Origin of the sequence: Nostoc cf. commune SO-36, from assembly GCF_023734775.1 — a bacterium.
Lineage (GTDB): Bacteria > Cyanobacteriota > Cyanobacteriia > Cyanobacteriales > Nostocaceae > Nostoc > Nostoc commune_A.
Genome location: NZ_AP025732.1, coordinates 5,954,156 through 5,978,471 on the forward strand (window position 1 = coordinate 5,954,156; position 24,316 = coordinate 5,978,471).

The window sequence follows — 24,316 nt, forward strand, 5'->3', positions numbered from 1 at the left end:
TTGATCAAACAGAATTCAGGAGTCAGGAATCAGAATGGGCTAAACCTTAGCTATCCGCTAACAGAATGAATTCTGTGCGAGTGGCGGATAGCGCAGCGTATACCCTTCGGGATGCTTCGCTTAGAGCGAGTCCGCGATAGCGTAGCGTTAGCGAGTACTCGAGCGTCGCGTCTGAATAACCGGGTTTAAGACCCCCACCAAATCTACGATTTGGTGGTCTTCAATCAGTCGCGGGTCGGAATCCCCGACTAATTGATTCTGACTCCTGTTAGCGGTAGCGGGGCGTTTAGCCCATTCTGACTTCTGAATTCTTCTTCAAAAATATATATCTTGATTCAAAACCATACAAATTAATATTAATGCTTATGTACAAGATGTAAGAGTAGAAAAACAGTGATTCTCCACAAAATAGGCTTTGCGATCGCCTTTGATACTGCTATAAGTTCGGTAATAGGAATTTAAATGTCACAATCACCAAATCTCAGCAGTATGCGTAATTTTTTGATTATCTGGGCAGGTCAATTGGTTTCTACCATTGGTAGTAGCATGAGTAGCTTTGCGATCGCAATTTGGGCATGGGAAATTACAGGTAAGGCAACGACTCTGACTCTAGTGGGCTTTTTTAGCTTGCTACCCAGCATAGCGCTTGCCTCCATTAGTGGTGCAATTGTTGACCGTTTCAATCGGAAATTACTGATGATGGTGGGTGACACAGTAGCAGTCTTGATGACAATAATAATGATGCTGCTGTATCTCACCAATCATTTGCAAATTTGGCATCTATATCTAACTAGCGCCATAGTCGGGACGTTTAATCAATTTCAATCTTTAGCCTACTCTGCATCACTATCATTATTAGTTCCCAAGCAAAACTATACCCGTGCTAGCAGTTTTCAATTTTTGTCAAGTTATGGAAGTAATATTATTGCTCCCGCCTTAGCAGGATATCTTTATCAAGTTATTGGTCTATTGGGAATTTGGCTGATTGATATTTCTAGCTTTGCGATCGCTATTAGTAGTTTATTATTTGCCCACATCCCTAAACCACTACCAACCAATGAACATGAAAATTCCTCCCATATTTGGCAAGGTTTAGGATTTGGACTGCGCTACATCTTTGTTCGTAAAAGCTTACTTGCGCTTTTAATAATCACCTTTTTGTTTTGGTTTGCTCATGATGTTGGAGATTCTCTCTATTCAGCGATGATTTTATCTCGAACCGGAAATGATACTGTGATATTAGGCAGTTTAGCCGCAGCAGCTGGTTTTGGTGGTGTCACCGGAGCCATCATAATCAGTACCTGGGGTGGTTTCAAAAAGAAAATCAACGGTGTTTTATTGGGGATGATTGGCGCAGGATTAAGTAAAATTGTCTTTGGTTTAGGTCGAACGCCTTGGACTTGGATACCTGCACAGTTTTGTTCTTCTTTCAATTTCCCTTTCAACGGTAGTTCCGATAACGCCATTTGGTTAGCTAAAGTTGCTCCCCATATCCAGGGACGGGTATTTGCAGCCCATTCATTAGTTGTGCAATTTGGGTCAGCAGCAGCTTATTTAATCGCAGGGCCTTTAGCAGATAATATATTCACCCCTACATTAGCCGCAGGTGATGGTAATGTTGAGATTTTTGGAAGAATATTTGGTACTAACGCAGGTGCAGGGATCGCACTGCTATATGTAATCTGTGCTATGTGTATGTTATTGGTTGGGTGTGCTGGATTTTATATTCCCCAACTGCGGGATATGGAGAAAATTTTACCGGATCATGATACTACTCAATATGCACAGTTTAATGGTGAAAAATAGAAATTTAGCGATCGCTTGTTGTTATAAGCAGATACAGCATTGATGAGTCGAACTTACACTCTCCATTGAAATTGTCTTGAAAATAGGGGCTAGGGACTAGAACACCGATTCAGTATTCAGAATCATGACCAAAAACTGGGTTTATTGCGGCTGAAACAAGAAATTTTTGGTTGTAGAAGACGTTAAAACAGGGTTTATATGCCTTATGTTTTGTTAGAGTGTTCCAAAAATAAATGATCCAAAACCCGTCATTGCGAGCGAAGCGAAGCAATCGCAAGGGCTAAGATTGCTTCGCTTCGCTCGCAATGACAATTGAGCATTTTTTTACTTGGAGTACTCTTAATGAATCGGTGTTCTAGTAAAAAGCTACTTTCATACTTGATTGTGGGATTTTCCCGTGAACGAATACCTTTGAGGCATTGTTATTAGGACTTACGCATTGACACAAAATACAAAATATGAATTTTTGAAAAACCAGATATGTCGTAGGGGCACAGCAGTGCTGTACCCTCCGATAGCGCGGGTTTATGTACCATCAAAGAATAATTAATCAAAGCCGGAAACGACCTATTTTCGTGAATTCATACCATGATTAATTTGTACAGTGCGTAAGTCCTAGTTATCTCTTAAAAGATATGCATAAGTTATATAAGTATAAAAAACTATAAGTTTTAGTCATAAAAAATCTATTGCTTAAAGCTACTAATTCTCGTTAAAGTAATTCAAGCTAAATAAAAATGATTTGCAATAATAGTGATAACATTTTCATAGATAAGCCTTAAGTCTTATGACTTTGACAGGACTAGTGGTTGGCTAAACTGATAATCAATCGTCTAGACCTACAGTTAAGTAAACAAAAATCTTTTCTAACTCGACTCGCAAACTAAGGTTTTGTTAACTACTAGGCTGGAAGTTTTGAGATAAGTAAATCTTGTTGATGATAAGCAGTAGTCATAGGAGGCAGATGATGAAAATACTCCACAGTGTCATAAATCAAATGCAAAATAAACGCTTCCAGGTATATTTTGATTGCCAGCCGCAATTTCTGTAGATATTAAGGATTTCCTGCCCATTTTTCCGTGGTGAGAGCGAAAAAAATCACCAGTTTATCAGGTGTATGTAGTTGTCGAAAATAAAAATGAGTCAATCCAATCGTTCCTTTGCTCAAAGCTATCCTAGCTGTTCTACTGTTGTAGAACTCTTACGTTTGAGAAGTTCTACCCAACCAACTCGAGATGCTTTCACCTTTTTGTTAGATGGGGAAACAGAACAATCAACCCTAACCTATCAAGAATTAGATCAGCTAGCGCGTCGAGTCGCAGCTCGGTTACAAGCATTGGGTTTAACAGGCGAACGGGCTTTACTGCTTTATCCTGCTGGACTGGATTTTTTAATTGCCTTTTTCGGTTGCTTATATGCAGGAGTTGTGGCAGTCACTGCATATCCTCCCAGAAATCAACGCAATACACCAAGAATAAAGGCAATTGCCATAGATGCACAAGCTGCGATCGCTCTAACAACCACAGAAATTTTGTCAACAGTGCAGCCTTTGATGACAGAAAACAGTGATCTGGGATCATTGCAGTGGCTGACTACTGATAATCTGGCACAGGGAATAGAAGAAAGTTGGCAAAAACCCGATATTGATATAGATACCTTAGCTTTTCTGCAATATACCTCCGGTTCTACAGGTACACCCAAGGGTGTAATGATTAGTCACGGAAACCTACTGCACAATGCTCAGACAACTTGCCAATTTATGGAGCATTCCGCAGACAGTAAATTCGTGACGTGGCTGCCGATGTACCATGATATGGGCTTAATTGGTGGCATCTTGCAACCTTTGTATGGGGGTTTTCCTTGCATTATCATGCCTCCAACTTCCTTCCTCCAACGTCCATATCGTTGGTTACAGGCAATTTCCAGATATCAAGGGACGACAAGTGGAGGCCCAAATTTTGCTTATGAATTATGTACTCAAAAAATCACTCCAGAACAAAAAGCGACTCTTGACCTGAGTAGCTGGAGTGTAGCATTTAATGGTGCTGAACCGATTCGTTACGATACCTTAGAGCGTTTTGCAGAAGCGTTTGCAGAGTGTGGTTTCCGTAGGGAGGCTTTTTATCCATGTTACGGAATGGCTGAAACAACCCTAATGGTATCAGGTGTAGATAAGGCTACCTCACCGCGAGTGAAAGCGATTCAGAAATCTGCATTAGAATCTAATCGAGTTGTTGCATCATCACTTACGGATGAGAATCTATATCATTTTGTGAGTTGCGGTCGAGTCATCCCAGAACAGAAGGTAGTTATTACCAATCCAGGAACATTTCAGACTTGTCAACCTGATGAAATTGGAGAAATTTGGGTATCCGGATTGAGTGTTGGTCAAGGCTATTGGAATCGTTCTCAAGAAACAGAAGAGACATTCCGTGCTTATTTATCAGATACAAGAGAAGGGCCTTTCCTGCGGACGGGAGATTTAGGTTTTTTGCAGGATGGAGAGCTTTTTATTACAGGTAGAGCTAAAGATTTAATAATCATTCGAGGCCGCAATCTTTACCCACAGGATATAGAATTAACCACTGAACGCAGTCATTCATCCTTACGTACTGGCGCTAGTGCAGCATTTACAGTTGAAGTTGACAACGAAGAAAAACTAGTAATAGTACAAGAATTAGAATTTCGCGCCAAACCTAATTTAGCAGAAGTAGTGAATGCCATTCGCCAAGCGGTGACGGAAGAGCATGAGGTACAAGTTTATGCAGTAGTTTTAATTAAACCAGGTACTATCCCGAAAACTTCCAGCGGAAAGATTCAACGGCGTACAACTCACTCTCAATTTTGTAATGGCGAACTGAATGTAGTTGAAAGTAACATTCTTAAAATTAGCAATATCACCCAAAATGAAACTCATTTACAACGTTCTGAACTTTTAGTACTTTCTCCAAGGGAATGTCAAACGACTCTAGAAGCATACATAATTAAACTCTTGGCAAGAGTATTTTCAGTTAGATCAGATGATATTAATCCTCAAGAACCATTAAGTACGATAGGGCTTGACTCTTTAAAAGTATTTGAAATAAAGAATCGCATTGAAGTCGACTTAGAAGTAGATATATCCGTAGCAGACTTCTTTGAAGGGATGAGTGTGCGATCGCTTGTCACCAAAATACTGGCTCAAATGGGGACAGATGAACTACCGTCACTATCGCTTACCCAACAACAAATCAATACATCTATTCATCCTCTATCCTTTGCCCAACAAGGGTTATGGTTTATCAATCAACTGACTCCTAATACTCCTACATATAATATTCCTATAGTTATTAACCTCCAAGGTTGTGTTAACTTAACAGCCCTACAGGATAGTCTTAACGAGATTATTAAACGACACGAAGTGTTACGCACAAGTTTTACAGTAGTAGATGAACAACCCGTTCAAGTCATCAACCAAGTTGAATCTTTAAATTTGATAGTTGAAGATTTGCGGGAGCTACCAGAAACAGAACGCGATCGCACAGTGCAACGTTTAGCTAGTGAGTTCGCACAGCAGCCTTTTGACCTATCTGCTCAATCACTTTTACGCGCTAAAATTTTGCAAATAAATGATAAAAATTCTTATTTAATTCTTACTCTTCATCATATAATTGCAGATGGTTGGTCTATTGGTGTTCTCATCAAAGAACTAACTACACTATACGAAGCTTTTTCTGCTGGCAAACCGTCACCGCTTGTTAAATTACCAATTCAGTATGGAAGCTTTGTCAATTGGCAACAAAAATGGCTTGATTACCAACGCATCCAACCGTTATTGACCTATTGGAAACAAAAGTTGCGGGGTGAGCTACCTGTACTGAATTTACCAACAGACAGACCGCGATCGCCTATTCAAACATTTAAAGGCGCTCAAGCCAAATTAGTTCTTTCCCAAACTCTGACAAAAGAATTGAAAAATTTGAGCCGTCAGCAGAGAGTAACTTTGTTTATGACCTTGCTTGCAGCCTTCAAAATTTTGCTTTATCGCTACACAGGTCAGGCTGATATTATAGTTGGTTCGCCGATAGCCAATCGTAACAGAGCAGAAATCCAATCATTAATAGGATTATTTGTCAATGTTTTAGTACTGCGTACAGATTTATCTGGCGACCTGAGTTTTCAGGAGTTGTTAGCACAGGTGAAGTCAACAGCTTTAGAAGCTTACATTCATCAAGATTTACCTTTTGAAAAGTTAGTAGAGGAATTCCAGCCAAGCAGAGACTTGAGCTACAATCCACTATTTCAGGTAATGTTCGTTCTCCAGAATCTGCCAAAACCCAATCTAAATCTAACGGATGTGTCAGTTAGTTATGAGGAAGGTTACAACGGCACATCTAAGTTTGATTTGACGTTGTTTATGGAAGATTGTGAGCGAGGGTTAATTGCAACTTGCGAGTACAACACGCATTTATTTAATGCAGATAGCATTAACCGGATGCTGGGACACTTCCAGACTTTGTTAGAAAACATAGTTAGCAATCCTGAACAATGTATTTCAAGATTGCAAATATTAACGCCATCGGAAATCCAACAGTTATTAATTGACTGGAATGATACCAAAACAGATTATCCGCAAGATAAGTGTATTCATCAGCTATTTGAAGAACAAGTAGAAAAAACACCAGATGCGATTGCGTTAAGCGCACGCTCCGCGAACGCAGTCGCCTTTGAACACCAAAAATTAACCTATAGAGAATTAAATAACCGTGCCAATCAATTAGCACACTACTTACAAAAATTGAGTGTCAAACCAGAGATTTTGGTGGCGATTTGTATAGAGCGCTCGCCCTTAATGCTAGTAGCAGTGCTAGGTATTTTAAAAGCTGGCGGAGCCTATTTGCCCTTAGATACTGCACATCCTAAAGAGCGTTTAGCTTTCATTTTAGAAGACACCAAGAGTCCAATACTACTAACTGAGCAGAAGTTGGTAGAGAAATTGCCAACTGATGACATCAAGGTAGTTTGTCTAGACACAGATTGGGAAGGAATCGCTCAAAACTTTTCACAAAACCCCATTTGCAAGACAGATTCCGCCAATCTTGCCTATGTTATTTACACCTCTGGTTCCACTGGTAAACCTAAAGGAACATTAATTCCTCATCAGGGATTAATCAACTACTTAAATTGGTGTACTAAAGAATATACAGTTGAGCGAGGAAAAGGGACTACCGTTCATTCTTCTCTTGCTTTTGATTTAACTATCACTAGTCTGTTCTCACCATTACTGGTTGGGCGTCAGGTAGAACTTATTCCCGAAGAGCAAGGCATCGAGTCTTTGGGTAATGCACTTCGTCAAGAGTCAAGCTTGAGTCTGGTTAAAATCACACCAGCCGAATTATTATTACTCTCTGAGCAATTATCGTCAAAAGAAGTAGCAGATATAACTAGAGCTTTCATTATTGGAGGAGAAAACCTCTTGACAGAAAGCATCAGCTTTTGGAAGAGATTTGCACCTAACACAATGTTGGTAAACGAATATGGGCCAACAGAAACTGTAGTAGGTTGTTGTATTTATCGAGTACCCAAGGATGAAATTGAGTCAAGCTCAGTTCCTATTGGTCAGCCAATAGCTAACACTCAGCTATACGTATTAGATCAATGTCACCAGCCAGTGCCGATTGGAGTTCCAGGTGAACTTTATATTGGCGGTGCTGGTTTAGCGCGGGGTTATCTGAATCGACCAGAACTTACGGCTGCTAAATTTATTCCACATCCTTTTAGTAGTGAGCCGGGAGTTCGATTGTATAAGACCGGAGACTTGGCTCGTTATCGTTCAGATGGAAATCTAGAATTTTTGGGGCGGATTGACCATCAGGTAAAAGTGCGTGGTTATCGTATTGAAATCGGAGAAATTGAAGGTTTACTAGGGCAACACCCAGAAGTTCAAGAAGCAATTGTGGTGATGTGGGAAGATGTACCAAACAATCAGCGTCTAGTGGCTTATTTTGTTGCCAACACTGAGACAGCGCCAACCACTAGCAACCTCCGGAACTTTCTCAAAGAACAACTACCAGAATATATGTTGCCGTCGGCGTTTGTACAGCTAAAGACGCTGCCGATGACAACAAATGGCAAGATAAATCGTCGAGCATTGCCTGTACCAGATGGTGATCGCCCAGAGTTAGAACAAGTTTATGTGGCTCCTCGTTCTGAAATGGAAAGAGCGATCGCCAGAGTGTGGCAAGAGGTATTGCACGTAGATAATGTGGGCATAAATGATAATTTCTTTGACCTTGGTGGTCATTCTTTGCTGATAGTTCAGGTTAATAATCAACTGCGTGCTATTTTTCAGCAAGATATACCCATAGTCACTATGTTTCAGAACCCAACTATTTACTCTTTAGCGCAACATTTAAGTCAAAAGACAGAAGATAAATCTATTTTTGAACCCACGCGCGATCGCGCGAATAAGCAAATTGAGGCTATTAATCGCCAAAAGCAATTATTGAGCAAACAAGGTAGAAAAAATCATGGTTAGCACTATACATAATGATGCTTTAGAAGGAATCGCCATAGTTGGTATGTCAGGGCGTTTTCCTGGTGCTAAAAATCTTGAAGAATTTTGGCAGAATTTACGAAATGGGATAGAGTCGATTTCCACTTTCACCGATGAAGAAATGATATCGGATGGGATAAGTCCAGCGATTGTGGACGATCGCAATTATGTCAAAGCCAGTGCCATATTAGAAGATATTGATTTATTTGACGCGGCATTTTTTAGCTTTAATCATAGAGAAGCAGAGGTTACTGACCCTCAGCACCGTCTTTTTTTAGAATGCGCTTGGGAAGCCTTGGAAAATGCTGGCTATGATTCTCATAGATATACAAGTCGGATTGGAGTTTATGCTGGTTCTAGCCTCAATAACTATTATTCTGTAGATTTAAACCGCGATCGCATGGGTTCAGCCCAATGTTATCAAACAGTAATTGGTAACGATAAAGATTTCCTTACAACTCGTGTTTCTTACAAATTAAATCTCACAGGCCCAAGCATTACAGTCCAAACAGCTTGTTCCACCTCATTAGTTGCCACCACACTCGCTTGTCAAAGTTTGTTGAATTATCAATGCGATATGGCTTTGGCAGGTGGGGTTTCTATTCATGTTCCCCAAAAAGCAGGTTATTTGTACGAACAGGGAGGAACGCTCTCTCCTGATGGTCGCTGTCGTGCTTTTGATGCTAAAGCCCAGGGCACAACTATTGGTAATGGTGTAGGAGTTGTGGTTCTCAAGCGATTGAGTGATGCTTTAGCAGATGGTGATTGTATTCATGCTGTCATTAAAGCTTCAGCCATTAATAATGATGGTTCGCTGAAAGTTGGCTACACAGCGCCTAGCGTGAATGGTCAAGCAGAGGTGATAGGCGAAGCAATGATGCTCGCAGGTGTTGAGCCGGAGACAATCAACTATATCGAAGCTCATGGTACCGGTACAACTTTGGGCGATCCCATTGAAATCGGCGCACTTTCTCAAGTATTTCGTAGCAGTACCAACAAAAAAGGCTTTTGTGCGATCGGTTCAGTCAAAACAAATATCGGTCATTTAGATGCTGCATCTGGCGTTGCTGGACTGATTAAAACAGTTTTAGCCCTGAAACACAAGCAAATACCACCCAGCTTAAATTTTGAGCAACCCAATCCTCAAATTGATTTTGCAAATAGTCCCTTTCACGTTAATACCAAGCTGACAGAATGGAAATCTGGTAACGCACCCCGACGTGCCGGTGTGAGTTCTCTGGGTATTGGTGGCACTAATGCTCATGTCATTCTAGAAGAAGCACCAGTATTGAAAGCTTCTAGCCCTTCTCGTCCTTGGCAGTTGTTGTTACTTTCTGCCAAAACTGAATCAGCTCTAGAAACTGCTACAGCAAATCTGGCTAATTATCTGCAACTACATCCCGATGCGAAACTTAGCGGATGTTGCCCATACATTGCAAGTTGGGCGTGCTGAATTCAATCATCGTCGTGTGGTAGTGTGTCAAGATATTAAGGATGCAGCTAAAGCCTTGCAACTACGAGATCCCGAAAGAACTGCCACTCGCTTAGTTGAAAGTGGCGTTCACGTTGGCGCAGCCTTTCGTAGAGAAGTGACTCCGCAGGAGTATCGCTCCATCGTCTTCATGTTCCCCGGACAGGGCGCTCAGTATGTAGATATGGGTAAAGAACTTTACCAGACTGAGCAGATTTTTAGAGAGCAGATTGATTTGTGCTGTGAATTGCTGCAACCTCATCTAGGGTTGGATTTGCGAACAGTTATTTATCCGAACGAATCTGATTCAAAAGCCGCAGTCGAAAAGCTTCAACAAACTGCCATTACCCAACCTGCATTATTTGTAGTTGAATATGCCTTAGCTAAGTTGTGGATGTCTTGGGGAATTTCTCCCAACGCCATGATTGGTCATAGTATTGGGGAATATGTTGCAGCAAGTCTAGCTGGTGTATTTTCCCTGGAAGATGCTTTGGCTTTGGTTGCTATGCGTGGGCGACTGATGCAACAACTTCCCGCAGGCGCTATGCTCTCAGTTTCTCAATCAGAAGCAGAGATTAAAACTTTACTAAATGAAAATTTATCTTTAGCTGCTAATAATGCTCCTTCCTTGTGCGTTGTTTCTGGAACCCATGAAGCTGTAGATACAATTCATCAAAAACTTACAGCATTAGGTGTAGAATCTCGCCGTCTGCATACTTCCCATGCCTTTCATTCGGCGATGATGGAACCAATTATGGAACCATTTATTAAGGAAGTTAAAAAAGTCAAACTAAATCCTCCCCAACTTCCCTTTATCTCCAATGTCACAGGAACCTGGATAACAGCCGAGCAAGCCACAGATCCTAACTACTGGGCAAAACATCTACGGCAAACTGTGCAGTTTGCAGCAGGTATCTCTGCATTACAGCAAGAATCAAATCCTATTCTGCTAGAAGTGGGGCCAGGACGTAGCTTGTCTACTTTGGCGAAAAAACATTCTGATTCCCCAGGATTATGTTCATTACGCCATCCCCAGGAAAAGCAGTCAGATGTGGCATTCTTACTAAATACGCTGGGTAAACTTTGGTTATATGGAGTACAGATAGATTGGTCGGGATTTTATTCCAACGAGCGTCGTTATCGTATTCCCCTACCAACTTATCCCTTTGAGCGGCAGCGTTATTGGATTGAAGACTATAAACATAGGCAAAATAAGATTACTAAAGCTGCACCCGCATCATTTGGCAAAAAATCAAACATTACAGACTGGTTTTATCTACCTTTGTGGAAGCAATCTCCACCTCTTATAGAACAGCCAGAATTGACGTTGCAGAAATCTAGCACTTTAGTTTTCACTAACGAGTTGAGCTTAAGTTCTCAGTTGGTAAGACAACTAGAAACTCGCAATCAAAATGTAACTGTTGTGAGAGTGGGCACAAAGTTCACGAAGTTAAATGGTAATCAATACAGCATCAATCCTAAACATAGTAGTGACTACGATCTTTTATTTCGGCAACTTGAGGCACAAAATAATCTACCAACAAAAATTGTTCATTTGTGGAGCGTTAAGTTAAATAATTACACAGTTTCAGAATTAGAATGGCTGGAAGAAATTCAATTGCAAGGATTTTATAGTTTGCTATTTATAGTTCAAGCTATAAGTAAACTAAATATTTCAAATAAATTACAAATTACGATTATTTCTAATAACATGCAAGCAGTGACCGGAGACGAGGATCTCTGTCCTGAAAAGGCTACTTTATTCGGAGCAATTAAGGTTATCCCTCAAGAGTATTCCAATATCCGATGTCGGAACATTGATATTGTCATTCCCTTGCCAGGAAGTTCACAGGAGGATAAGCTAACAAATCTTATCCTAGAAGAAATTATCAGTCCTGGTGCTGATTCAATTATTGCCTACCGTGGTAATCATCGATGGGTACAAACGTTTGAACCTATACAATTACATAAATCTCAAAAAGAAACACCACGATTAAGAGAAGAAGGAGTTTATCTCATCACAGGTGGTCTGGGAGGAATTGGACTTATATTAGCGGAATATCTAGCAAAAACAGTTAAAGCTAAACTAGTCTTGATCGGACGTGCAGTAATTCCTCCCAAAGATGATTGGTCTGAATGGCTAAGGACTCATGATGAACAACATCCAATTAGCTGCAAGATTAAGAATTTGCAATATTTAGAGAGTTTAGGTGCTGAGATTTTGACAATCAGTGCTGATGTCGCTAACTTTGAACAAATGCAAGAAGTTTTGGTTCAAGCAGAATTACTATATGGTCAAATCAATGGTGTAATTCATGCTGCTGGTATAACTGAGGAAAAATCGTTTTCATTTATTGAACAGACCAGTAAAATCGACTGTGAGCTTCAATTTACGCCAAAAGTATATGGATTATTAGTATTAAAAAAAGTTTTAAATAATAAAAAACTTGATTTTTGTGTATTAATGTCTTCTTTATCTTCAATTTTAGGAGGATTAGGATTTATTTCCTATGGTGCGGTTAATAGTTTTATGGATGCTTTTGTGCATCAACATAATAGAAGTAGTGCTACGTCGTGGACAAGTATTAATTGGGATGCTTGGCAAACTGTAAAAATAGAGCAGCAAAATCAATCATACTTTGCTACCGGGCTGGCAGATTTGGCAATCAAACCAAACGAAGGTGTAGAAGTTTTCCAAAGAATTTTGAATTGTAGTCATAAGATCAATCAAGTTGTTGTATCTACCGCAGACCTACAAACAAGAATTAATCAATGGGTCGATTTAGCTACTTTCCAAGAAGAAACGGTTAGCCAAAAACCCAATTTATTACTTCATGCCAGACCTAACTTACAAAATCCTTATATTGCTCCTAGAAATGAAACCGAGCAAAAGATAGCGGTTGTTTGGCAAGAACTAATTGGCACAGAACAAGTCGGGGTTTACGACAACTTTTTCGAGTTGGGGGGTGATTCGCTTCTCATGGTGCAAGTACGGAGTAGGTTGCAAGCAGCTTTCAATTGTAATGTTTCTATAGCTGAGTTATTTGAATATCCTACCATTAGTAACTTATCAGAATATTTCAGCCGACAAAATAATGAACAACAAGGTTTTGAGCAAGCACAAGACCGTGCCAAGAGGCAAGAAACAGCAATGGAAGAAGAAATACAGTTGATGAAGCAAAGAAGGAGATTACATGCACAATAAATTAAAAGGCATAGCTATCATTGGCATGGCAGGTCGGTTTCCTGGAGCTAAAAGCGTAGCTAAATTTTGGCAAAACTTGTGTGATGGTGTTGAGTCTATTTCGTACTTCAATGATAAAGAGTTGTTAGCTTCAGGGGTAGACCCTTCTTGTTTGCGCGATCCTAACTACGTGAAAGCTGGATTTGTGCTAGAAGATATCGAGATGTTTGATGCTGAATTTTTTGGTTTTTCTCCTAGAGAAGCTGAAATTCTCGATCCTCAACAGCGAGTTTTTTTGGAGTGTGCTTGGGAAGCATTGGAAAATGCTGGTTATAATCCGAAAGCAGACAACAACTTAACTGGTTTATATGCAGGGGGAAACTTAAGTACTTACTTGTTCTATAATCTCGCTTCACACCCTGACCTTCTGAAATCGCTAAATTTGCAAGTTACGCTTGGCAATGATAAAGACTTTATTCCTACACGAGTTTCTTACAAATTGAATTTGAAAGGGCCAAGTGTGAATGTTGGTACAGCTTGTTCCACTTCGTTAGTAGCTGTTCATCTAGCGTGCCGAGGATTATTGAGTTACCAATGTGACATGGCACTAGCTGGGGGTATTGCGATCCAAGTTCCGCAAGTAGAGGGTTATTTCTATCAAGCTGGAGGAATGGCTTCTTGTGATGCTCACACTCGTGCCTTTGATGCTAGAGCTACTGGTGGCCCTTTTGGTAGAGGGGCGGGTGTCGTTGTCCTCAAAAGATTAGAAGATGCTGTAGCAGATGGTGACTATATTTATGGAGTAATTAAAGGTTCAGCTATTAATAATGATGGTGCAGTAAAAGTAAGTTACACAGCACCAAGTGTTACGGGACAAGCAGAAGTTATTGCCCAAGCTCAAGCGATCGCCTCCTTTGATCCTGATACCATTACTTATATTGAAACTCATGGCACTGGTACAGCCTTGGGCGACCCAATCGAAATTCGAGCGTTAGATAAAGTATTTCGTGCCGGAACCAGTAAGAAGGGTTTTTGTGCGATCGGTTCCGTCAAACCTAATGTCAGCCATTTGAATACGGCTGCTGGTGTAACGAGCTTAATTAAAACTGCTTTAGCTTTAAAACATCAACAAATACCTCCCAGCTTGCATTTTGAAGTACCCAATCCAGAAATAGACTTTGCCAACAGTCCTTTTTACGTCAATACCCAACTCCGCGAATGGGAAACAAACGGAATACCCCGCCGCGCAGGAGTCAGTTCTTTTGGTTTAGGTGGGACTAATGCTCATGTTGTATTGGAAGAAGCACCTGGAGAAATTCAAAATTCAAAATTCAAAATTCAAAATTCAAAAAATACAGATGAACGTGCCTTACACCTGTTAGTACTTTCTGCTAAAACTGAATCTGCTTTAGAGACGGCGACTGCAAATTTGCTCAATCATCTGCAACAGCATCCAGAACTGAATCTTGCAGATGTAGCTTATACATTACAAGTTGGTCGTCACCCATTTACTCATCGGCGCACGGTTGTTTGTCAAGATATTCCAGATGCCATAATTGCCCTTCAGAGTCTCCAACGAGTTTTGACTAACACTCAAGAGACGAATCAACGCCCTATTGCCTTTATGTTTACTGGTTTAGGGACTCAGTACATCAATATGGCTGAGGAACTTTATCAAGTAGAGCCAATTTTCCGTGAACATCTAGACCGTTGTTTTGCTCTCTTCCAACCTCTTTTGGGTGTTGACCTAAAACAAGTTATCTATCCTTCTTCTTCAGCATCCAATCCAGCAGCAACTAATGGGAAAACAGGTATCAATTTACGCCAAATGTTGGGGCGTGATCCTCAACCAATAGATCCCGCCACAGAGAAACTCAACCAAACTTATTTGACTCAGCCAGCATTATTTGCCGTTGAATATGCTTTAGCTCAATTATGGATGTCCTGGGGTATTCGTCCTGCGGCGATGATTGGTTATAGCATTGGTGAATATGTGGCAGCAACCTTAGCAGGAGTATTATCTCTAGAAGATGCGATCGCTCTGGTGGCTGCTAGGGCGCAAATGATTCAAAAGTTGCCAGGGGGAGCCATGTTAGCGGTTCCCTTAACAGAGCAACAAGTACAACCTTACTTAAATGAAAACCTTTCCTTGTCAGCAGTTAATGGCGCATTTCAATGTGTTGTGGCGGGAACAACCCAGGCTGTAGAGGAATTGTCACGGGAGTTGAGCGCCAAGGGTTTAGCCTGTCGTCAGTTGCAGACATCCCATGCTTTTCATTCTTTCATGATGGAAGCGATCGCTGACTCTTTTACTCAACTGTTACAAACTATCAATCTCCAACCACCGCAAATTCCTTATCTCTCCAACGTCACGGGAACCTGGATCACAACCGAGCAAGCCACAAATCCCAGTTATTGGACACAGCATCTATGTCAACCTGTCCGATTTGCCGATGGATTACAACAGTTGTGGAAACAACACAGTCCTATTTTATTGGAGGTAGGCGCGGGACAAGCATTAAGCAGCTTGGCAAGGCAATGTTTAGATAATATTGCTGGAGATAACTTAGTTGTATTATCTTCCCTCCGCTATGCCTATGAGCAACAGTCAGATATTGCTTTCATCTTGAATACATTAGGACAGCTATGGCTGGAGGGAGTCAAGATTGATTGGTCAGAATTTCATACTCATGAGCGTCGATATCGCCTTCCCTTACCGACGTATCCCTTTGAGCGACAAAGATATTGGATTGAAGCACAAAAATCATCACCTATACAAATAACTCCTCAAACTCCATCTTCATCAGGACTTTGGCAATCTCTGGTAGAAGCCAGTCAACTCCAAGCTAGTATCGGTGCTGCAAACTTTGACGAGCAAATTTTTCAAGAGAAAAAAGAGTGGCGCGATCGCCTGTGCGTTGCTTATATTCATCTGGCAATATCGCAATTAGGAGCTTTTAGCCATCCTGATAAAAAATATTCCTTAGAGGAATTGTTTGAACAATGTCAGATTACCTCTCCCTACAAAGAGTTATTAAGTCGATGGCTAGAAATATTGGTAGAACAAGGTAAGTTAAATCAAGAGCAAGAATTGTTTACCAATTTAGTACCAATATCAGCAGACTTTGTTAAGCATTTGCTGGTAGAAGTTAAAGCCAAATGGAGAGACACACCACAACAAATAGAGCTATTACAACTCTATGGCGAAAATATGGTGGCGCTGCTAACAGGGGAAAAAGAACCATTAGAGTTTCATGTTTCCACCTTATTAAAAGAAGGGGAATTTTCAGTTCAACAATTACCTGAAAATCAGTACTATAACTCAATCATGCGGATATGCTTAGAACATCTGTTAAAAGCATTACCATCAGATATAAATCTGAGAATTCTGGAAATTGGTGGTGGAACTGGTACAGGTACAGCAGACTTATTACCCATCCTGCCACCACAGAGGGCAAAATATACATTTACCGATGTAGGCAGTTTCTTCCTCAACACAGCTAAAAAGAAGTTTAGCGATTATCGATTTGTTGAATATGAGTTATTAGACATTGAGCGATCGCCACAAGAACAGGGATACTCAAATTACAGCTTTGATGTGATTGTAGCCTTCCAAGTGCTGCACGTTGCTAAGAATATAGGACAGACTCTTGATCGTCTTCGTTCTTTACTTGCGCCTGGAGGTTTACTATTATTTTGGGAAACAACTCAACCCAAGTTAGAATTTGAGTTTATTGACGCGCTGCTGATGAATCCGATAGAAGATTCACAAAGCGATCGTAATATGTGTAATCCCTTTTTATCTAAAGAAAAATGGGAAAAGGAACTCAAATCTCATGGTTTTGAACAAGTGATAGGGTTCTCAGAATTTGCACCTTTTACAGACCATGTAATTCTAGCTCAAGCAACTGCCTCAGCAGCATTTACTGAGAAAAATACTGTTACTAAAGCCAATTTATCTACTCACCATTCCAGACCGAATTTAAAAAATGCCTATGCTCCTCCTACTAACGATCTAGAGCAAAAACTGGTTGAAGTTTATCAAGAGTTACTAGGTATTGAACAAATAGGTATTCATGACAGCTTCTTCGCATTGGGGGGAGACTCACTCACAGGAACAGTATTAATTTCTCAACTTCGCACAATTTTTCAATTGGAATTACCAGTACGTCTTCTGTTTGAAGCTCCTACTATCGCTGAATTCGCGTTAGTGATTGAAGAAATTCTTATAGAAGAATTGGAAGAATTAGAAGAAACATCTAGTATTTCCGATATGCAACTGTCAAAATAACAATTATTAGTAGTGTTTTTGTACAAAAATGCTACTAATAAATTACAAGAAAGTTAATCTATCTCTTCTGCATCTTCGTATCTTGGTGGTTAACTAAATAAAAAATAAAACACAAAAATTGCTCATTTCCGGATAAAATTTATGAATATAAAAACTGTTGGTGTTGTTGGTGCAGGTGTCATGGGGATAGGAGTCGCCCAAAACCTTGCACAAACAGGTCATGATGTAATTTTAGTAGATATTAAAGAAGAAATTCTCGATAAAGCCAAACAAGAAATCAAGAATAATATTCGCTTTCAATCTTTCTTTCAGAGAAAAGACCAACCAGAAAATCTAGAAGAAGTCCTTCATAGAATAGAATTTTCTACAAACTACAAATTTTTAGAAAATGTAGAGTTTGTTATAGAAAATGTTACCGAAAAATGGGATACTAAAAAACAAGTATACGCTTTGATTGATCCTATCTGTTCAGCAGATTGTATATTTGCCGCTAACACCTCAGCAATTCCTATTACTCGCATTGCTTCGGCTACCAAACGTGCCGATAAAGTTGTGGGGATTCACTTTATGAATCCTGTACCAATGAAGCCAATGGTAGAGATGATTCGCGGCTACCATACGTCAGAGACAACAATTGAGATAGCCAAAAAAATGCTATCTCAAATGGGTAAAGAGTGCATACTTGTTAATGATTCACCTGGTTTTGTCTCTAACCGCGTTTTAATGCTAACTATTAACGAAGCTGTTTTTCTGTTGCAAGACCAAGTTGCAACCGCAGAAGATATAGATAAAATCTTTAAAGGCTGTTTTGGTCACAAAATGGGGCCTTTAGAAACAGCAGATTTGATTGGGTTAGACACGATTTTATTTTCTATCGAAGTTTTGTACGAAAGCTTTAACGATAGTAAATATAGACCGTGCCCTTTACTTAAAAAAATGGTGGATGCGGGATTGTATGGTAGGAAAAATGGCAAAGGTTTTTATGCTTATCAATAAATAGGAATCATTAATCACAATGAACGAAATTAAGACCAAAATTAAAGCTTTTCTTTCCAGATTTTTTGGTAATCATGATTTGCAAGCTGATGAAGATATTTTTGCTTTAGGATTTGTTAATTCCATGTTTGCCATGCAACTTGTTTTATTTATAGAGCAAGAGTTTCAAATCAGCATTGAAAACGAAGACTTGGAATTTGATAACTTTCGGACAATTAACTCTATCACCAATCTAATTGAGCGTAAAACTGCTCTGCCCGTATAGTAATCTATGACAAAAATAGTATTATGAGAATAGAACTAACTTCGCAACAAAAGAATTATCAAGCTGAAATTAGAGCTTTTGTAAATGAGGAAATATATCCTCATGCTAGTGAATGGGATAAGAAAGAATTTACTCCTCCTAAACTAATCAAAAAAATTGCTCAACGTGGTTTCCTGGGTGCCATATTACCAATAGAATATGCTGGTAAAGGAATGGACATGATTACTTTCGGTATTCTCAACGAAGAAATTGGACGGGGATGTTCTTCTGTACGGAGTTTGCTCACAGTTCATAACATGGTTTCCCAGGCTTTATGCAAATGGGGAAATAAAACTCAAAAAGACTATTGGCTTCCTAAACTTGCACTGGGAGAAATTATAGCTGCTTTTGCATTAAGCGAACCCAATGTAGGTAGCGATGCTAAAAGTGTAGAAACAACAGCAACATTTGTGGGAGATGCTTATATTTTAAATGGGCAAAAAAAATGGATTACCTATGGACAAATAGCAGATATATTTTTGGTGTTTGCTAAATGCGAGGGTAAACCGACTGCTTTCTTAGTTGAAAAAAATAATCCAGGCTTTTCAATAAAACCAATGTCTGGTATATTAGGTACTAGAGCTTCAATGCTAGCAGAATTGCAGTTTAATAACTGTCAAATTTCTGAAAAAAATTTAGTAGGTAAATTAGGTTTTGGATTTTCTTACATTGCTGCTTCTGCACTTGATTATGGTAGATATAGTGTCGCATCTGGTTGTGTAGGTATTGCTCAAGCTTGTTTAGAAGCTTGCATCAAGTATACTAGCGATCGCAAACAATTTGATGTATATCTCAAAGAACATCAATTAATTCGCCAAAAAATTACTCAGATGATAGTTAATATCAAAGCAGCAAGATTGTTATGTTATCAAGCTGGTTATCTCAAAGATATTAGCCATCCTAACTCGATTATAGAGACTTCTGTTGCCAAGTATTTTGCATCTACAGCAGCCAACAAAATAGCTAATGATGCTGTACAAATTCATGGTGGAAATGGCTGTAGTAGTGAGTATCCCGTGGAACGGTATTTACGAGATTCTAAGATTATGGAAATTATTGAAGGTAGTACTCAAATTCAAGAAATTACTATTGCCGAGTCAGCATATCAAGATTATTTTATTTCCAGCGTTTCTCCTGGTTGGGAAAGAAAGTTAACAGAAAAACTTTAATATATAGTAATCACCTATATATTTTCAAATTATTGAATTAACTGTATAGTTGGAAAATTGAAAAACTTAACTATGATTATTACTCCAGAGCAAGACATAAATAGTCAGCAAGAAGATAAAAAGGTTATTAAATGCATAGTTTGGGATTTAGATAATACTTTATGGCATGGAGTATTATTAGAAGATGAGAAAGTTTCCTTGCGGAAAGACATAATAAATATTATTCATACTTTAGATAATCGTGGTATATTACAATCTATTGCTAGCAAAAATGATTATGCAGCAGCAATAGTTAAATTAGAAGAATATGGGTTAAAAGAATATTTTCTATACCCACAAATCAATTGGAATTCTAAAGCGTCTTCTGTGAAAGAGATTGCTAAATTATTGAATATTGGTCTAGATGCGATCGCCTTTGTTGATGATCAATTATTTGAACTCGAAGAAGTCAAATTTTCTGCATCAGAAATTCTTTGTATAAATGCTGATGAAATCGGCAATATTCTAGATATGCCTGTGATGAATCCCCGTTTTCTTACAGAAGATTCACGCATAAGAAGATTAATGTATCTTAGCGATATTTATCGTCAAAATGCGGAGAAAGATTTTGTCGGAACGACAGACGAATTCTTGGCTACCCTTAACATGAATTTCACTATATCTTTGGCAGAAGAAGAAGATTTACAACGTGCAGAAGAATTAACTTTACGCACTAACCAATTAAATACAACTGGTTACACATATTCCTATAATGAACTCAATCATTTTCGCACTTCCGAAAACCATAAACTGCTAATTGCTAGTCTAGAAGATAAGTATGGAAGCTACGGGAAAATTGGTTTATTACTAATTGAATGCCAAGCTGACGTTTGGAAAATAAAGCTTTTACTGATGTCTTGTCGCGTTATGTCCAGAGGCGTGGGAACAATCATGTTGAATTATGTGATGAGTTTAGCTAAAAGCAATAATGTCCGCCTCTTAGCAGAATTTGTATCCAATAATCGTAATCGCATGATGTATATATCCTATAAGTTTGCTGGATTTAAAGAAATTGGCAAAAATGACGACTTGATAGTTATGGAAAATGATTTAACGCGGATTCAGCCTGTACCTTCATATATTAAATTTCAGGCTAGTTAATTTTTTAGAGGTAATGAATAAGAAACATTCCAGATTTTAAAAATTATCAAGATATTACTATGAATAACAAAAAAAATGACATTTGTATTAGACGTTCTCAGTTATCACCTGCAAAACAAGCACTTTTAGAAAAACGCTTGCGGGGTGAATTAAAGGCAGATAATCAACAAAAATTTATTCCCCGTCGTTCGCAGGATAATCCTGTTCCTTTGTCTTTTGCTCAACAACGGTTATGGTTTCTTGCACAGTTAGAGCCAGATAACCCTTTCTATAATGTGTCTGCTGTAGCTAGTCTAAAAGGAAAATTAAATTTTAAGGCTCTGCAAGATAGTTTTCAAGAAATTATCAACCGTCATGAAGCTTTGCGATGTAATTTTAAAACTATAGAAGATAAACCTGTAGCATTTATTTATCCCACAAAGTCATTACTGTTACCAGTATTGGATATTAGTGAATTATCTATAAATCAACAAGCAGCAGAAGTACAAAAGCTAGCATCTCAAGAAGCACAACATCCTTTTGATCTCAGCCGTGACTTGTTATTAAGAGTGAAGTTACTGCGGCTAAATCCAGAGGAACATATATTATTATTTATAATGCACCATATTGTTTCTGATGGTTGGTCTATAGGTGTATTGATATATGAATTAGCAACACTATATCAAGATTTTTGTGATGATAAGGTTTTATCATTACCTGAACTACCAATTCAGTATGGAGACTTTGCTATTTGGCAACAAGAATACTTGCAAGGAGAAGCCCTCACTGCACAAAAAAATTACTGGAAGCGACAATTAGGAGGCGCTCTACCAGTATTACAACTCCCAACAGATTATCCTCGCCCTGCGGTGCAATCTTACAAGGGGAACAATTATTGTTTTACCATTCCTAAATATTTAACTACTGCACTGAAAATGCTCAGTCAGCAAGCAGGTGCTACTTTATTTATGACCTTGCTGACTGCTTTTAAAATACTGCTTTATCGTTATAGTCAAGAAAATGACATCATTATTGGGACTGCGATCGCTAACCGCAATCTTCCTCAAATTGAAAAACTAATCGGTTTTTTTGTCAATACTTTAGTGTTGCGAACTGATGTCAGTGATAATCCTAGTTTTCTAGATTTATTAGCAAGAGTTAAAGAGACGACATTAGACGCTTATACTCACCAGGATTTACCGTTTGAGCAGTTAGTAGAAGAAATTCAGCCAGAACGTAACCTCAGCCATAACCCCATTTTTCAAGTATGGTTTGCCCTAAATAACAGCCCCATGCCAGCTTTAGAAATAGGGGAACTAACTTTGACCATATCAGAGGCTGAGAGTGCAACCTCTCAGTTTGACTTAAGCCTGGATATGGTAGAACGGCAAGAGGAACTGATAGGTACATTTGAATACAGCAGTGATTTGTTTGATGCAAATACTATTACCCACATAGCAGAACATTTCCAAACTTTGCTAGCAGGAATTATTGCTAATCCAAAGCAGCCAATAGCCTCATTACCTCTTCTAACAAAAGCCGCAGAAAATGATTTGCTGCGGAAGTGGAACAATAACCAAGTTGAGTATCCACAAAATCAGTGTATTCATCAGTTATTTGATAACTGTGTAAACAAAACACCAAATGCAGTAGCGGTAATATCTCAACAACAGCGACTAACCTATCAAGAATTAAACCACAAAGCCAATCAACTCGCCCATTATTTACGTTCATTAGGAGTAAACCAAAACGTACTAGTTGGTATTTGTGTAGAACGGTCTGTTGAAATGATTGTCGCCTTATTGGGAGTTCTCAAAGCTGGTGGAGCTTATGTACCTTTAGATCCTGCTTATCCAGAAGAACGCTTGAGTTTCATGCTGAGTAATTCACAAGTTTCAGTATTGCTGACTCAACAAAGCTTAGTATCAAGCTTACCAATTGAGAATGTCCCTGTAGTTTGTTTAGATAGGGACTGGGAGATAATTTCTCAACAAAGCCAGCTAAATCCAGACACTTACAGCAGCCCAGATGATTTAGCCTATGTAATTTATACCTCTGGTTCTACAGGCAAATCTAAAGGAGTAGCGATCGCCCATCACAGTTTAGTAAATAAATTTTATGCTTGGGCAAAAGCCTATCAACTCGATTCTCTAACTAGTCATTTGCAAATGGCAAGTTTTGCATTTGATGTCTTTTCAGGAGATTTAATTCGCGCTCTCTGTAGTGGTGCTAAGTTAGTCTTGTGTCCTCGTGAATGGCTTTTAGAAGCAGAAAATTTATATCAACTAATGCTCGCAGAAAAGTTGATAGTGCCGAGTTTGTTCCCGTTGTATTGAAGAATTTGGTTCAATATCTAGAAAGAACTGGGCAAAATCTTCACTTCATGCGCTTGCTAGTAGTTGGTTCAGATACCTTATATGTCAAAGAATATCAAGAATTTCAACGTTTTTGTGGTGAGCAAACACGCTTGATTAATTCCTATGGAGTCACAGAAGCTACTATTGATAGTACATATTTTGAATTTACAGAAGTTAACTTATCTGAGAACGGACTAGTCCCAATCGGTCGTCCGTTTGCGAACACAGAAATTTATATATTAGACCCCTATCTACAACCAGTTCCTGTTGGTATTCCAGGAGAATTATATATCGGCGGCGTAGGATTAGCCGAAGGTTATTTGCATCGACCAGATTTAACAAAAGAGAAATTCATTATCTGGAATGGGGAAAAAAGATTATATAAAACTGGCGACAAAGCCAAATATTTAGCAGATGGTAATATTGAATTTTTAGGAAGACTAGATTATCAAATTAAGCTTCGTGGCTTCCGCATTGAATTAGGAGAAATTGAAGCAGTTATCAAGCAGTATCCAGATGGGAGTGAAGCTGTGGTCATTTCAAAAGAAGATGTTCCTGGTGATCAACGCTTGGTTGCATACTTTGTACATAATTCCCAAGTTGCTCAAATAAATCAACACAGTCAATTAGCCCTAGACTTACGTGAATTTCTAGAGCAGAAGCTTCCTGAATACATGATACCTGCTGCTTTTGTCGCACTAGAAGCATTGCCAATAACACCTAATGGAAAGTTAGATCGGCGGGCATTACCAGCACCAGAAGCAACACAGTTATTATCCCAATCAGATTTTATTGCGCCTTCAACAGCAATTGAAGAAATGCTAGTAAATATCTGGACAGAGATATTAGGAATTGAAAATATAGGCATTCATCATAATTTCTTTAATTTGGGAGGACACTCCTTACTAGCAACTCGTCTAGTTGCTCAAATACGACAAGTCTTTCAAATAGAACTGCCTTTACGTCGCATCTTTGAAAAACCAACAATAGCTGGGTTAGCTAAAGATATTGAAAAAGCCTCCAAAGCTAACTTGGGAGTTGAATTAACAAAGATTGAACCAATTGAGCGATCGCCACATTTACC

General features: G+C 39.0%; 7 protein-coding genes and 2 pseudogenes. All 9 read left to right on the forward strand.

The features are described from left to right. Positions 1-462 precede the first annotated feature (462 nt). Complete coding sequence (locus ANSO36C_RS27115; RefSeq protein WP_251957275.1) at positions 463-1,806, forward strand: MFS transporter; 1,344 nt, start codon at positions 463-465, stop codon at positions 1,804-1,806. Between the two features lie 1,138 nt (positions 1,807-2,944). After that, positions 2,945-8,323, forward strand: coding sequence for a non-ribosomal peptide synthetase (locus tag ANSO36C_RS27120; protein WP_251957276.1), 5,379 nt, complete (start codon positions 2,945-2,947; stop codon positions 8,321-8,323). Beyond that, a pseudogene (locus tag ANSO36C_RS27125) lies at positions 8,316-13,017 on the forward strand (beta-ketoacyl synthase N-terminal-like domain-containing protein). Before ANSO36C_RS27120 ends, ANSO36C_RS27125 begins: the two are co-directional and overlap by 8 nt. Then, positions 13,007-17,287, forward strand: a complete 4,281-nt coding sequence (locus tag ANSO36C_RS27130) for a type I polyketide synthase (RefSeq protein ID WP_251957277.1) — start codon at positions 13,007-13,009, stop codon at positions 17,285-17,287. The pseudogene ANSO36C_RS27125 and the gene ANSO36C_RS27130 overlap by 11 nt, the downstream one beginning before the upstream one ends. 141 nt (positions 17,288-17,428) lie before the next feature. Continuing rightward, on the forward strand, positions 17,429-18,283 hold the full coding sequence (locus ANSO36C_RS27135) for a 3-hydroxyacyl-CoA dehydrogenase family protein (protein WP_251957278.1): 855 nt from the start codon (positions 17,429-17,431) through the stop codon (positions 18,281-18,283). A 19-nt stretch (positions 18,284-18,302) separates the two neighbouring features. Next, positions 18,303-18,548 carry an acyl carrier protein gene (locus ANSO36C_RS27140; RefSeq protein ID WP_251957279.1) on the forward strand — a complete coding sequence of 82 codons (246 nt, stop codon included), beginning with the start codon at positions 18,303-18,305 and terminating at the stop codon, positions 18,546-18,548. A gap of 23 nt (positions 18,549-18,571) precedes the next feature. Next, positions 18,572-19,756: an acyl-CoA dehydrogenase family protein gene (locus ANSO36C_RS27145; protein WP_251957281.1), complete on the forward strand. Its 1,185-nt coding sequence runs from the start codon at positions 18,572-18,574 to the stop codon at positions 19,754-19,756. 72 nt (positions 19,757-19,828) lie between these two features. After that, a complete protein-coding gene (locus ANSO36C_RS27150; protein ID WP_251957282.1) occupies positions 19,829-20,896 on the forward strand; it encodes an HAD-IIIC family phosphatase in 1,068 nt (355 codons plus the stop codon). Between the two features lie 59 nt (positions 20,897-20,955). Further along, positions 20,956-24,176 (forward strand): annotated as a pseudogene (locus ANSO36C_RS27155) (non-ribosomal peptide synthetase); the annotation flags it as partial. Between the last annotated feature and the right edge of the window lie 140 nt (positions 24,177-24,316).